This window comes from Amycolatopsis sp. (assembly GCF_035276945.1).
Classification (GTDB): Bacteria; Actinomycetota; Actinomycetes; order Mycobacteriales; family Pseudonocardiaceae; genus Amycolatopsis_E.
The window spans coordinates 35,672-49,261 of sequence record NZ_DATELF010000078.1 but is presented as its reverse complement, the minus strand read 5'-3'; the positions used below and the strand labels follow the sequence as shown (position 1 = coordinate 49,261).

At 68.2% G+C, this 13,590-nt stretch carries 12 protein-coding genes and 1 pseudogene; 11 read left to right on the top strand and 2 right to left on the bottom strand.

The features are described from left to right. The first annotated feature begins 6 nt into the window (after positions 1–6). Genes VJT49_RS13640 through VJT49_RS13610 form a run of 7 tightly spaced genes read left to right on the top strand, consistent with a single transcriptional unit; the run spans position 7 to position 6,917 of the window. A complete protein-coding gene (locus VJT49_RS13640) occupies positions 7–684 on the top strand; it encodes a cyclase family protein (protein WP_324165156.1) in 678 nt (225 codons plus the stop codon). After that, the gene (locus tag VJT49_RS13635; RefSeq protein ID WP_324165155.1) at positions 674–1,861 is read left to right on the top strand and encodes a DUF362 domain-containing protein; all 1,188 of its coding nucleotides are present in this window, start codon (positions 674–676) and stop codon (positions 1,859–1,861) included. Before VJT49_RS13640 ends, VJT49_RS13635 begins: the two co-directional genes overlap by 11 nt. Further along, positions 1,858–3,213 (top strand): anthranilate synthase component I family protein, encoded by a 1,356-nt coding sequence (locus tag VJT49_RS13630; RefSeq protein WP_324165154.1) that lies wholly within the window; start codon positions 1,858–1,860, stop codon positions 3,211–3,213. Before VJT49_RS13635 ends, VJT49_RS13630 begins: the two co-directional genes overlap by 4 nt. Then, entirely contained in the window at positions 3,210–3,797 is a 588-nt protein-coding gene (locus VJT49_RS13625; RefSeq protein ID WP_324165153.1) for an aminodeoxychorismate/anthranilate synthase component II, read from the top strand. The genes VJT49_RS13630 and VJT49_RS13625 overlap by 4 nt, the downstream gene beginning before the upstream one ends. Continuing rightward, positions 3,794–4,861 (top strand): AMP-binding protein, encoded by a 1,068-nt coding sequence (locus tag VJT49_RS13620; protein ID WP_324165152.1) that lies wholly within the window; start codon positions 3,794–3,796, stop codon positions 4,859–4,861. The genes VJT49_RS13625 and VJT49_RS13620 overlap by 4 nt, the downstream gene beginning before the upstream one ends. Further along, the gene (locus tag VJT49_RS13615; RefSeq protein ID WP_324165151.1) at positions 4,861–6,195 is read left to right on the top strand and encodes an aldehyde dehydrogenase family protein; all 1,335 of its coding nucleotides are present in this window, start codon (positions 4,861–4,863) and stop codon (positions 6,193–6,195) included. The genes VJT49_RS13620 and VJT49_RS13615 overlap by 1 nt, the downstream gene beginning before the upstream one ends. Then, complete coding sequence (locus VJT49_RS13610) at positions 6,192–6,917, top strand: SDR family NAD(P)-dependent oxidoreductase (RefSeq protein WP_324165150.1); 726 nt, start codon at positions 6,192–6,194, stop codon at positions 6,915–6,917. The genes VJT49_RS13615 and VJT49_RS13610 overlap by 4 nt, the downstream gene beginning before the upstream one ends. Before the next feature lie 60 nt (positions 6,918–6,977). Here the strand turns inward: VJT49_RS13610 and VJT49_RS13605 are convergent, their stop codons facing one another. Further along, entirely contained in the window at positions 6,978–7,721 is a 744-nt protein-coding gene (locus tag VJT49_RS13605; RefSeq protein WP_324165149.1) for a TylF/MycF/NovP-related O-methyltransferase, read from the bottom strand. A 554-nt stretch (positions 7,722–8,275) separates the two neighbouring features. On the opposite strand from VJT49_RS13605, the pseudogene VJT49_RS13600 reads away from it, so the two are divergent. The 4 genes and pseudogenes from VJT49_RS13600 to VJT49_RS13585 form a co-directional block, all read left to right on the top strand. After that, positions 8,276–8,830: pseudogene (locus VJT49_RS13600) on the top strand (recombinase family protein); the annotation flags it as partial. Positions 8,831–9,508: 678 nt separating this feature from the next. Beyond that, complete coding sequence (locus VJT49_RS13595; protein ID WP_324165191.1) at positions 9,509–9,742, top strand: hypothetical protein; 234 nt, start codon at positions 9,509–9,511, stop codon at positions 9,740–9,742. 1,689 nt (positions 9,743–11,431) lie between these two features. Then, positions 11,432–11,809, top strand: coding sequence for an alanine racemase C-terminal domain-containing protein (locus VJT49_RS13590; protein ID WP_414635946.1), 378 nt, complete (start codon positions 11,432–11,434; stop codon positions 11,807–11,809). After that, positions 11,719–12,792, top strand: a complete 1,074-nt coding sequence (locus VJT49_RS13585) for a D-alanine--D-alanine ligase family protein (protein WP_324165147.1) — start codon at positions 11,719–11,721, stop codon at positions 12,790–12,792. The genes VJT49_RS13590 and VJT49_RS13585 overlap by 91 nt, the downstream gene beginning before the upstream one ends. A gap of 115 nt (positions 12,793–12,907) precedes the next feature. Here VJT49_RS13585 and VJT49_RS13580 read toward each other — a convergent pair whose 3' ends face one another. After that, complete coding sequence (locus VJT49_RS13580; RefSeq protein WP_324165146.1) at positions 12,908–13,195, bottom strand: hypothetical protein; 288 nt, start codon at positions 13,193–13,195, stop codon at positions 12,908–12,910. Positions 13,196–13,590 lie beyond the last annotated feature (395 nt).

Here is a 13,590-nt window from a genome sequence, read left to right as displayed (position 1 = left end):
AGAGCATTGGCTCGGCTTGTCGACCTGACCCATGGCTTCTATGACGGAATGCCATCCTACCCGGCGGACTGGTATCCGAAGTTCGCCAGCCAACGGGCGATGACCCCGGAAACCGATCCGTACGGCACCAAACGCACGTTTTCCTACCTGCACGTGTTTCCGCACAACGGCACGCACATGGAGTACCGGCTGCACTTCTTCCCCGGGGCCGAGGGCATTGACGAGGTCCCGCTGGACACCCTGATCGGCCGCGCCTGTGTCGCCGACCTGTCGCACAAGGGCGAACTGGAACCGGTCACCGGTGAGGACCTGGAACAGGTACTGCGGCCGGTGTGGCAGGAGGGCGACCGGTTGCTGGTCCGCACCGACTACCTGCGGCACAACTGGGGCCGGGCCGACTACTGGGACCGCCCGCCCTACCTGACCCCGTCGGCCGCGGAGTGGGCCATCGACAACGGCGCCCGGTTGTTCGGGCTGGACTGCCTCACCGAGCGGCCGGGCGACGCCGCGTCCCCCGTGCACCACGCGCTGCTCGCGGCCGGGATTCCCCTGCTGGAGTACATCACCAACATGCACGAGCTGACCAAGCCGGTCGTGCGGCTGCTCGCCCTGCCGATCAAGGTCGCCGGTGCCGAAGCGGCACCGGCACGGGTCATCGCGATGGAGGAGACCGATGGCACCTGAGACGGCGTCGCGGCATTCGGTGGCACTCGGGCCCGTGGCGGATGACGCCGCGGTGCCGGACGCGCTGCACCGGCTGCTCGACCTCCTCGGCGCGCCACTGGCCGGCCTGCGTCCCGGCGCGCAGGTGCTGATCAAGCCCAACCTGTTCCAGACACGGCCCGGATTCCACGTGAGCCCGGCGCTGCTGGCGGGCATCGCCCGTGCGGTCGCCGAGCACGGGGCGAAGCCGGTGATCGCCGAGCGCACCCACGCGATCTACGAGATCCTGCGGGACCACGCGGCCGCGCATTACGCACGCATCGTCAGTTTCGACGACCTGCCGCTGCGGATCACCGGCATTCCGGGGGCGACGTCGCTGCGGGTGCCGATCGCCGTGCCCGAGCTGATCCTCGACTGCGACTATTTCATCGGGGTGCCGCAACTGCGCACGCACGCCAGCGTCGTCTACTCCAACGCGATGAAGAACCTGGTCGGGTTGCTGCCCGGCTACACGACGCGCATCGTGCACATGGCCGGGGTGGACGAGTCCACTGTGGACCTCAACCTGATGCGCCCGCAGGATCTGGTGGTCTGCGACGGGACCACGGTGATCGAGGGCAACTACCCGATGGACGGGCAGGCGCGTTCGGTCGGTTTCCTGGCCGCCAGCAGGAACGCCGTCGCCCTCGACGTCGCGGTCGGTGCGCTGGCCGGGTTCGACCCGGACAGCGTGGCCTACCTGTGCGACGCGCACGAGCGTGGCATGGGTCCGCTCTCGCTCGAGGACATCGACCTGCTCGGCACCCCGCTGGAGGAACTGGCCTTCGACATGGTGAAGGCGCCGGTCGAGATCGTCCCGCCACGCGCCGGCATCCACGTCCACGCCGAGCACGCGTGCCCGGCGTGCGGCCGGTTCGTGGCCGGTGCGATGCGGGCGCTGGCCGGGGAACTGCGGGCCTGGGACGGTGAGATGACGGTGATTTCCGGCCCGCAGGTGGAGATGCCGCCGCTGCGCGGGGTCGTGGTCCTCGTCGGCAACTGCCTGTACGAGAGCCGCGATCTCGGGATCTTCATCGAGGGTTGCCCGCCCCGGGCCATCCAGCTCGCCGCATTCCGGTACGCGATGGGCAAAACCGTCGGCGACCACGAGCGGACCCAGTTCCGGGTGCCGTCGAGTCTGGTGGACGGTAGGCGATGACGATCACCTCACCACTTTCCAACGGATCGCGGCTGTACCGCCACGCGGTACCGCTGCCGACGGCGGTCGACCCGGTGGCGGCCGCCACGGCGCTGCGCACCGCCGGGCGGGTCATGCTCACCGCCGGTTCCGGCGGTCGCACCGCGACGCTTGCCGTCGGTGAGCTCGCGGTCCTGTCACACCCGGGTGGCGCGGGTCGGGCGCCGCTGGCCGACGCCGTGGATTTCCTTGCCGGACTTGACCTGCCCGCGGACGTCACGCCCGGGGAGGCGGCCTGGTACGGGCTGCTCGGCTACGACGCGGCGCGCGACTTCGAGCGGCTGCCCAGCCGTCACCCGGCGACCGGCCGGCCCGTGTACGAGTTCTTCCTGCCCGAGGCGCTGATTCAGCTCACCGGCGGGCGCGGGTACGTGATCGGCCGGGGCGGCTCCGCCGCCGCCGCGCGCACCACGGCCGAACGGATCGCCAGAACTCTCAACGGGTTCACCCCGGTGCCGCCGGGCGCGCTCCGGGTCGGTGCCGGCCGGTTCAGCTTCGGCTACGACGAGTACGTCGCCGCGGTGCACCGGGCGAAGCGGCACATCCTCGACGGCGACGTGTTCCAGCTCGTGCTGTCCATCGCCTGGTCCGCACCGGCCACAGTGGACGGTCTGGGCGTCTACGAGCGGCTGATCGCGATCAACCCGTCCCCGTACCACTTCTGGTACACCGGGCCGGGGTTCGAGGTCGTCGGCGCGTCGCCGGAACCCTGCCTGACCGTCTCCGACGGCAGGGCGCTGATCCGCCCCTTGGCCGGCACCCGGCCGCGCGGGCGGGACAGCCGCGCCGACCAGCTCGCCGAGGACGATCTGCGGTCGTCGGTCAAGGAGATGGCCGAGCACCAAATGCTCGTCGACCTCGCCCGCAACGACCTCGGGCGGGTGTGCCGGCCGGGCAGCGTGTCCGTCGACCGGCTCATGGCGGTCGAACGCTACTCCCACGTGATGCACCTCACCTCCGACGTGCGGGGCCGGATCCGCGGTGACCGCAGGATCGACGAGCTGATCAGGGCGACGTTCCCGGCGGGCACCATGACCGGCACGCCCAAGGTGCGCGCGATGGAGATCATCGACGACCTCGAGCCCGCCCGGCGCTGGCTGTACTCCGGTGCCGTCGGCTCGTTCGGACTGTCCCATGTGGACCTTTATTTGACCATCCGCAGCATGGTGCTGTGCGACGGGGAAATCCGCCTGCAGGCGGGCGGCGGCCTCGTGTACGACTCGGAACCGTCCGCAGAGTACGCCGAATGCCTCGCGAAACTCGGTTCGGGCGCCCGCGCGCTCGGCGTTACGGTGGAAGGAGCCGCCGCGTGATCGTCGTCATCGACAACTACGACTCGTTCGTCTACAACATCGTGCAGTACGTGGGAAAGCTCGGCGCGGACTGCGTGGTGCACCGCAACGACGAGGTGACCGTCGAACAGGTCGCCGGCCTCGACCCGGAGCTGATCATCATCTCGCCGGGACCCGGCGACCCGGCCAGCGCGGGGATCTCCGTCGAGGTGGTGCGACGGCTGGGTGGCGGCATCCCCATCTTCGGGGTTTGCCTTGGCCATCAAGCGATCGGCGCCGCCTTCGACGCCCGGGTCCGGCACGCCGCCGAGCCGATGCACGGAAAGTGCTCGGAGATCACGCATGACGGTGAAGGTGTCTTCGCTGAGTTGCCGAGCCCGATGACGGTCGCCCGCTACCACTCCCTGGTGATCGACGCCGGCACGCTGCCGGCCGAGCTGGTCGCGACCGCCTGGTCGGACACCGGGGAGATCATGGGTGTCCGGCATCGCAGCTTGCCCATCGAGGGTGTGCAGTTCCACCCGGAGTCGCTGTTCACCGAGCACGGGATCCAAATGGTGGGCAACGCCATGCGCGCCGGCGCGGAAAGGCTGGTGACCGCATGACCGCCATCGCCGTTTCGAACAGCCGGGCCGCCCTGGAGGCGCACATCCGGCGCATGATGGAGTGGCACTTCGACCCGGCGACCGGCGCGCCCTTCTGGCTGGACCGGGCGGGCTCGCTCGGCTTCGACCCTCGCACGGACGTCCGTGACCTGGCCGACCTGCGCCGTTTCCCCGATCTCAGCGAGGAACTGCGCACCGTTCCGGTCGGTCGGCTGATTCCGCGCGGCCGCGCCGATCGCCCCTACGCGGTGTACGAGTCGGGCGGCACCATGGGCAGGCCCAAACGCATCGTCGAGCACGAATCGCGACTATCCAATGTGGAATGGGTGAGCGAGGTTCTGCGGGAACACGGATTCCCGGAGCGGGGCGACTGGCTGCATGTCGGGCCGACCGGGCCGCACATCGTCGGCCGCTCGGTGCGCCGGCTCGCCGAGCTCAGGAACTCCTTGTGCTTCACCATCGACGTCGACCCGAGGTGGGTGAAGCGTCTCGTCGCGACCGAGCGCCCGGACCTCGTCGCGGAGTACGTCGACCACGTCTTGGACCAGGTCGATCAGATCGTGGTGAACCAGAAGATCAGCGTCCTGTTCATCACCCCGCCGATCCTCGAGGCGTTGATCGCGCGAACCGATCTGTACGAGCGGCTGACCGAAAGCGTGCGCGGCCTGATCTGGAGCGGCACCAGCATCGGCCCCACCTCGCTGAAGCTGGTCGAGGAGGAGTTCTTCGCCGACGCCGCGGTGGCCGGCATCTACGGCAACAGCCTGATGGGCATCGCGCCGCAACGCGTTCGCCGCCCGGGTGACGCGTATCGGTGCGTGTTCCGGCCCTACTGGCCCAACGCCCAGGTCGAGGTGATCGACCCGGACACCGGTGAGCGGGTGCCCCACGGTGAGCGCGGCCGGGTGCTCGTCCACCTGCTCAGCGAGGACATGTTCCTGCCCAACGTCGCCGAGCGCGACACCGCCGTGCGGCTGCGGCCGGAGGACGGAGCCGGCGTGGAACTGGCCGACATCCAGCCCTACCGCGGTGGCTCCCGCACCGTGATCGAAGGCGTGTACTGATGGACCTGCCCGTTGTCCGCCCGACCGTCGGCGCCGAACCGCTGGACAGCGCCGATCACCAGGTGCTGACCGGTGTCACGGGGCAGCCCGTCGCGGTCGTGCACACGGCGCCGCCGCTGCTGGTTCAGCTCGCGCTGCGCCGCATCGCCCGCGCTGACGACGCTCCGGTTCCCGCCGGCGTGTTCACCGAGGCGGGCCGGTTGTTCGCCACCGCGACGCTCGATGACGAAACCCCGGACGAGTACTGCGCCCGGGCCGCGTCGGCCAGCGGCGTCCCGGTCGGTGTTTACCGACGGGCACTGGGCCATGTTTCCGCGGAATTGTCCTATATGGACACGGTGGGCCCGCCGGCTGTCTCCCCGGTTGTGATCGCGCCCGGCGTCGAGGCGGCAGTGCGGTGGGTTCCCCGTGGCCGGCTGCTCACGGTCATCTGTCCGAGCAACCATCCGGAGCCCCACCTCACCTGGGTTCGCGGGCTGGCCGCCGGTTACCGGGTGCTGGTGCGACCCGGTTCCGCCGACCCGTTCACCCCGGCCCGGCTCTCCGCCGCCCTCGTCAAGGCCGGGCTGCCGGCGGACCGGCTGGCGCTGCTGCCCAGCGACCACGGCACCGCCGACCTCCTGGTCCGCACCGCCGACCGGGCCATCGTCTACGGAGGTCCGGCCGCCGCCCGCCGGTGGAGGGGTCATCCTGCCGTGCTGGTCCGCGGCCCCGGATACAGCAAGGCACTCGTCGACGTGCCGGCGACCGGCGCCGTGATCGACCATCTCGCCAGCGCCGTCGCCGGTGACGGGGGAGTGCGCTGTACCAACACTTCCGTCATCCGCACCGGCGACGACACCCTGGCCACCGCCCTCGCCGCCCGCCTCGGTGCCATCCCCGTCCACCCGGTCACCGACCCGGACGCGGTGCTCCCCGCGGTGCCCACCGCCGTCGCCGAGGCCGTCCGCGAGCAACTCGGAAATTTGCTGGCCGGTGGCATGGTCGACCACAGCGGGTACGCCGCCGACCCGTTCGCCACCTCGTCCGACGGCTCGCTGGTCGCCCGGCCGGTCGTTCTCGGCGCACCCGCCGGAGTGGCCGTGCCCGACGTGGAACTCCCGCTGCCGTTCGTGATCGTGGCGCCCTGGCAACCCGGCGACGGCCTCGCCCCGCTGCGGAACAGCCTGGTGCTCAACATTCTCGGGCAGTCCCGCGAGGCCCTGCCCGAACCCACCGTCCGCAAGGTCGTGCACGGCGCCGTGCCCCCGTGGACCACCGCCCCGGGGTTGCCGCACGACGGCAGCCTCACCGACTTCCTGCTCGAACCCAAGACCGTGCTGAGGGAAACATGAGCACCCACCTGAACCATGTCGTCGTCACCGGCGCCTCTGGCGACATCGGCGCCGCCGTCGTCGCCGCCTGCCTCGAACGCGGCGCGGAAGTCCTCGCGCAGTACCGTACCCGCAAGGATCGCCTCAGCGACATCAACGTGCGGACCGGAAACCTCATCCCCGTCCAACTCGACCTCACCGAACCCGGCGCCCCCCGCGCACTGGCCGAATCGATCCCTCTACATTGGACCGGCGTCGACCTGCTGGTGAACAGCGTCGGCGGCGCCCGCCCCACGCGCTTCGCCGACATCACCGACGACGAGTGGCACGCCTGCCGGCGTCTCAATGTGGACGTCCCCTTCTTCGTCCTCCGCGAACTCCTCAAGCCCCTCGAGAAGGCGGGCGGCAGCGTCGTCAACCTTTCCAGCGTCGCCGCCCTCACCGGCGGCTCCTTCGGCCCCCACTACGCGGCCAACAAGGCCGCCGTCATCGGCCTCACCCGCTCCGCCGCCCGGTCCCTCGGCCCGCAAGGCATTCGCGTCAACTGCGTCGCCCCCGGCCCGGTCGCCTCCGCCATGACCGAGTCCCTCGACCCGCACACCCTCGACGCCCTCGTCTCCGCCACCGCCCTCCACCGCATCGTCCACCCCACCGAAGTCGCCACCACCATCCTCAACCTCGCCACGTCGCCCGCCATCACCGGCCAAACCCTCGTCATCGACGGCGGCCGCTTCCTTCACTAGGGAGTTTGAAAGTGGTTCGCGTGGCGGTGCGGGTCGCGGAACCTCAGGCGTCGCAGGCCGTCACCACTTCGCGGCAAGCCGGCGCCGCAACCTGACCGGGAACAACGGCGGCGCTTTGGTGATCTTCTTGTCGCCGATCACCTGGAACAGGGCACGCCGGTCGGTCATGTCGCCCTTGCCGCTCGGCTCACGGCCGAACAGTGCGAGCATGGCGAGCTCGACCCCGCTGTCCCGTTGCCACTCCAGCAACGCGCGGGCCTCGGCGGGGTCCTCGCCGATCAGTTCGTCGAACAACAGGACGCTGCCCGGCTGCAGTAGCGGCGTCATCCAGTTCAGCGCCGTCAGCGTCGAGCTGTACAGGTCGGCGTCGAGATGTGCGAAGCTGATCCGGCCGATCTCCCTGGCCAAGCGGTCGGTGAGCGTGTCCTCGAAGAAGCCGTTGACGATCCGCACGCCCCGCAGCTTCGGCACTTCCGTGGCGAAAGTCCCCTTCTTCAGGTGCTCGTAGTTCTCGGCCAGCCCCTGGAAGGAGTCACAGGCGTAGATCCGTTTGCCGCGCTGCCCACGGTCCCAGATCCGGCTCTGCCACAGCTCGTCGCGGATCACTCTGGTCGAGGCGCCCTCCCAGGTGCCGAACTCGATGATGTGCCCGGGCACGGGCCGGGACAACGAGACACCGAGCGCGAGCACCTGGGCTCGGGACGGGTAGGTGACACGGCCGGCGGTAGCCGCCCAGTCACCGGTGGTGCCGGCCAGGATCGGCGCCAGGGAGGTCAGCGCGTCGGTCGAGTCCGAAGTCGTCATGTGCGCAGTGATACCTGCTTGGTCCCGGTCTGTCGACCACCAGACGATCTTGCGCCTGTCTGTACCTTCGATGACGGTACCTTCGGGCGATGTGTCACGTATCGGACCCCCGCCGGACACCCCACGCGTCACCATCTGCCCTGTGTCATCCGAGGTACCGCCATCACGCCGCATGCGCACGCCGAGGGTGGACCTTGACGCGGTGAGGCACAACACCCGCTAAACCACAGGTCACGGCATGATACTGGCGACCAGTGCAGCGAGGTCCATTCCAGTTCGTCGTCGGACTCGTCATCGTCGTCGTCGAGGTCTGCCGGGGTCGTCGGCTGGGTGCTCGCTTCCTCCCAAAGCCCAGCACTCCCGAAACTGCGGCCAGGTGCCGTTGGAGGTGTTGTAGCTGGTTGAGGCGTGTCCGTTAGGAGATCCTTCACCGGACAAGATCAGCCGTTCCGCGCCGGGGGTCGCGATCTGAGCCGATCGTGTCACGTTAAGGGTGTACGGTGATAATGTAACGTACAGGGGTGTTAACCGTGACACGGGAGGCGGGAGTGGGCATCCTCATCGGCTACGCACGCTGCTCCACCGACAAGCAGGACCTCGCCGCGCAGCGGGAGATTCTGCTCGGACTCGGCGTCGCGACGGACCGGGTCTATCTCGACCATGGGCTGACAGGCACGAAGCGGGACCGGCCCGGCCTGCGCGAGGCGTTGGCTGCCGTGCGCGGTGGGGACACGTTGGTGGTGCCGAAGTTGGACCGGCTGGCCCGGTCGGTCCCGGACGCCCGCGAGATCGGCGACTCCCTCGCGGCGCGCGGCGTGAGTCTGTCGCTGGGCGGCAAGGTGTACGACCCGACCGACCCGATGGGCAAGATGTTCTTCAACATCCTGGCCACCTTCGCCGAGTTCGAGGTCGATCTGCTGCGCATGCGTACCCGCGAGGGCATGGCCATCGCCAAGGCGAAAGGCAAGCTGAAGGGCAAGCAGCCCAAGCTGTCGGCCCGGCAGCAGGCGCACCTGGTCGAGCTCCACGAGGCGGGCAAGCACACCGTGGTGGAGTTGGCCGAACTGTTCAACGTCTCCCGGCCCGCGGTCTACCGGGTGCTGGACCGTCGCCGGGCCCGCCAGGGCGTGGGCGGCTCCGCCGGGACGGGCGACCTGGCCGAGAGACTGCCCGCCGACACCCCGCCGCTGTCGGATCTCGGCAAGTACGACGAGCCGCTGCCGCCCTGGAAGGCGGCCACCCGATGACCCGCGCCCGAACCCGGACCGCGGCCGGCGGCTTCATCCAGCGGGTCCGGCTCGCCACGAACGTACCGAGCGTCGTTACCCGTTCACCTTGCCCGCCGTGGCCTGCCTGGAGCGGTCGGGCGGGCTCGCCGTTGCGTCGGGAGTGACGTTTTTGGTCGGCGAGAACGGCACCGGCAAGTCGACCCTCATCGAGGCGATCGCAGTGGCGGCCGGGTTCAACCCAGAGGGTGGGTCCCAGAACTTCCGGTTCGCCACCCGCGCCACCGAATCATCGCTCGGTGACCACCTGGTCCTGGCCTGGGGCACGCGCAAGCCGCGGACCGGGTTCTTTCCGCGTGCCGAGTCGTACTACAACGTCGCATCCGAGGTCGAACGTCTGGACCGGGACCCCGGCTCGCCGCTGCTGCCCGCCTACGGAGGTGTCTCGCCGCACGAACGCTCCCACGGCGAGTCGTTCGTGGATCTAGTGACCACCGGTTCGGGCCCAACGGGCTGTACCTGCTGGACGAGCCGGAGGCGGCACTGTCGGTACGCGGCTGCATGGCGGTACTCGCCCGGCTGGCCGAGCTGGCCGAGCTGGGGTGCCAGATCGTGGTGGCCACCCACTCGCCGATCCTGCTCGCCCTGCCCGGTGCCACGATCTACGAGATCGCCGAAGCTGGCGAGATCGAGCGAGTCGAGTATGACCAGGCGTTGCCGGTGCGGCTCACACGGGACTTCCTGGCCGCGCCGGAGAGGTTCCTGCGGCACCTGCTACCCGAGGACGAGGGGTAGCGCCGAGCTGATCCAGGACCTGCTCGGCGTTGTAGTGCAGCGGGACCGCCAGCTCCGGGTTGTCGCCTTGGTCGATGCGTTGGTCAATCGCCAGGGGTGTACGACGAAGAGAAAACCTTACGCAGCGGAGCGATGACACCGGGCGTCAACCTACAGGTTTCCCCATCAAACTCGATTAGCGGAACGAATCCGAATGCCCTCGCCTATTAAGAAAAGTCGACGATTCCCGATGTTGTGAATCATTCAGACCTAGTTCGCCGACGGCCAGGAGCTCGCGAAGAAAGTCAACCCGGTCCGCCGGTGTGCTACCGTGAACAATGAACGACAGCTCGTTGCGGACGTCGCGCGAATCTTCCCAGATTCTTGTGGGGTTTAGTGCCGGATTTTTTCAGACGTCGCCAGGCATTCGATAAGCACCTTCCTGGGGGCAAGTCGTTCGGGTTGTACAGTAAGGTAGCGCGGGCTGCGCCACCCCGGCAACTCGAACGACTTGCCCCAAGACTAGTAGGTGCAACTACTACTGTATAAGTCTCCCCGAGGAGCGCGTGGCTAGAGGTGGAGTACGCGACGACATGCAGGCCGTAGGTTCCAGCTGCCAGCGAGAGATCACTGTACGTCGGGGTACTCCACGCGCCGTTGCCGTCGGCGGTGACGGTTGTCATGGCCAGGGGGTTCACCGCGAGGGTGGGCGGGCTTGTGACGTCGAGGTAAACGTCAACTGCGCGGCCGCGTGCGTAGTCCACACCCCATCCCTTGTAAGAAATGATCGGGTATGCACCAGCCAGGCAGGAGATGCCAGCAAAGGTATCAAAGGCCGCAGGCCGCTGCTCGGCCGCCTGAGCTACAGGCATACCGGCAAACAAGCACGCCAGAGAAAGCAGAGCGATGTTTCTTAAGCGAAAAATGCGTGCGGTCACGATAACCCCCTCCAGTTGTAGCAATCCTCCGTGGCGCTTGCCGTTTTCGGCTTGGGCAGACTCCCGCGTCTTCCCACTCGGGGCTTCCACCTGACTCCCCCAAAGTTCGTGAACAGTAAATCGAAAACGCCAGAGATCTACCCAGTCCCCTTCCGTGAATCACGGTCCCGCACCTTTAAGTTGGTTGGATATACTCCAACAGAGTGAACAACCTTAATTGGGCGCCCAACTGTTTCTCCACGCCCTGCTGATACGCCTTGTGGATCTTGCCGAGCTTGCCGTGGAAGAGGTGCTTGGCGACTCGTCGAAGTAGGACAGCAGGTGGCGGGCCTTGAAGATGCCCCCGTGGTGGGCGAACGCGTGGCCCAGCGGGGTTCGGGGACCCGTCGCGTGGCAGGATCCGCATCACGGTCGAAGGCGCGGACCTCGCCGGTGTGGATGGAACCGACCACGCGCAGCATGTCAGCCCGGTGCCGGGCGGGGCGCTCCAGGTGGAGACAGCCGCGGGCGGCGGTGTTCACCCGCCGGAGCCGCCGCTCGTCGGGCAGATCCGTCGGCGCGGGCCGGTATTGCTTGTCCAGCAGGTGCACCAGCCCGAACACCACATCCGAGTACTACCCCACGCGGATCCCGCTACCGGCTGGAGGACGGGGCGTAGATCTCGCGGCGTTTGAGCCAGAAGTGGAACTTCTCCAGCACGCACACCACATACTCCGAGCGGTCCACCGCGCCCGGGGCAAGCCGGGCTTGTCGAACACCAGCCGTTTCCACGATCCCTCGAACAGCATCGTGTCCACCCGGAACTTCAGCACCGGTTTCCGCGACGGGCGGCCGCAGGTACCCGGTGGCCGGCCGGATCGCGATGGACCAGTTCGTCGTCGACTTCGGTGGCGACACGGCACGGATGGGCGATGAGGTCGTCGTGTTCGGGCCAGGCACCGAAAGGGAGCCGACCGTCAGCGAATGGGCCCGGACGGTCCCGCCCGAGAACCGGGGTTGGTCCGAGAATGCCCCGCCGTTATGCTCACGCCGCTGCCGAGAAGCCGGGGGAGCCGTCACGTGCTTGAACCGAAGATCCGTCTCGCTGTCCTGTTCGGCGGGCGCAGCGGTGAACACGAAGTGTCATGCCGCTCGGCGGCCAGCATCCTGACCAACCTCGACCGGCGGCGGTACGAGATCCTGGCGGTGCGGATCGGCCGGGACGGTGTCTGGAGCTGCGTGTCCGCCGTGCCCGACCTGCCGACTGTCGAGGCGGCGCTGCGGTGGCAGCAGACCGGCTTCCCCCCGGCCGGGGACAACACCCCGGTCGGCAGCATCCTTGCCACGATGCGCGAGCTCACGTGGTGCGACGTGGTGTTCCCGGCATTGCACGGACCATACGGCGAGGACGGTACACTGCAGGCTTTGCTCGACGGGCTGGGGATTCCGTTCGTGGGCAACGGCGTCGTGTCCAGCGCGCTCAGCATGGACAAGGAGTACACCAAGAAGATCGCGGCCGGTGCCGGTCTGGACGTGAGTGACGGGGTGGTGCTGCGCAGGAGCCAGCACGATGTCACCGCGGCGGACCGAGAACGGTTGGGACTTCCGGTGTTCGTCAAACCCGCCCGCGAGGGTTCCAGCATCGGCGTGTCCAAAGTGGATGACTGGGCCGAGCTGCCCGATGCCGTGGACAGAGCGCGCAAGAGCGACGACAAGGTGCTGGTGGAGGCGGCCGTCATCGGCCGCGAAGTCGACATCGGGGTGCTCGAACGGCCGGGCGGCGACCTCGCGGTGAGCCCGCCGCTGGAGATCCGGACCTCCGGCGCGGTCACCTTCTTCGACTACCGCGCGAAGTACAGCGACGCCACCACCGTGCTCGACGTTCCGGCCACCCTCGACCCGGCGATCACCGAAGCCCTCGGCGAGGACGCGTTGCGGCTGTTCCGCGCCCTGGACTGCACCGGGCTGCTGCGCGTCGACTTCTTCGTCCGCGCGAACGGCCGCCGGGTCCTCAACGAGGCCAACACGTTCCCGGGCTTCACCAGCGCTTCCCAATACCCTCGCATGTGGCAGGCCGCCGGCCTGGGATACCGCGAGCTGCTCGACGTCCTGATCGACACGGCACGGTGGCGTGCGAACGCCGGGCGGCCGTGACGGCCGTGGAGGCGGTTGATCGGCCCGGCGACGTGCCGTTGGCTTTCCGATGCCAGCGCGTGGGCGAGTTTCAACGCCGGGGCGCCTGTTCGTGTGGGATGAGCTGTCCTCGGCACTACAGCTTGTGCCATGGCAGCCTGGCACCGGCAAGAGCCGTGATCACGGACTGGATCACGACGAAGTACATCAGCTGCCGGTACGCTACCTGGTGCAGCGGCAGGGTGAGCAACGGTCGTAACCGTTCACCGTCCAATTTGAACGCGAGTATGCCCGGAACGAGCTGGAGTGCCAGGAAACCCGGCCAGGTCACCGCGATCGACACGGCGTCCTGGGTGAACAGTCCGAAAAAGCCCGCCATGTCGATGACCGGTGCGATCACCTGCAACAGCACCTGGAACAGCACCAGCGGATCGGTCGACGTGCCTGGTGTCGGATCCGCCTTGTCGTGGGATCAGGAGAAGGCATCACAGTTATTCGCCGGACTCAGGCTGGAAACAACTTCTTGAAGCGCATCAACCAATTCATGAAATTGTCTCGCGTGGCGAACCGGTGAGGACGGTAAATCCGCCGGGGGCGCCGCTCGAATGCAGGTTCCGGTCGTTCCTTGGCCGATTTCGGCGCATAAGGACACGGGTGGCGGTCTTTTGGGACGGAGGAGTCGCCGAGACCGCCACCCGCTCTTTTCCTGCGGCGACTCCCGAGTGGGAAGGTGAGTCACCGCCCGTTTTGCGTCGTGAGTGGAAAGCGTCACCCCGATAACGCTTTCCACTCACGACCGGTGACGTGCCGCCGCCTGGT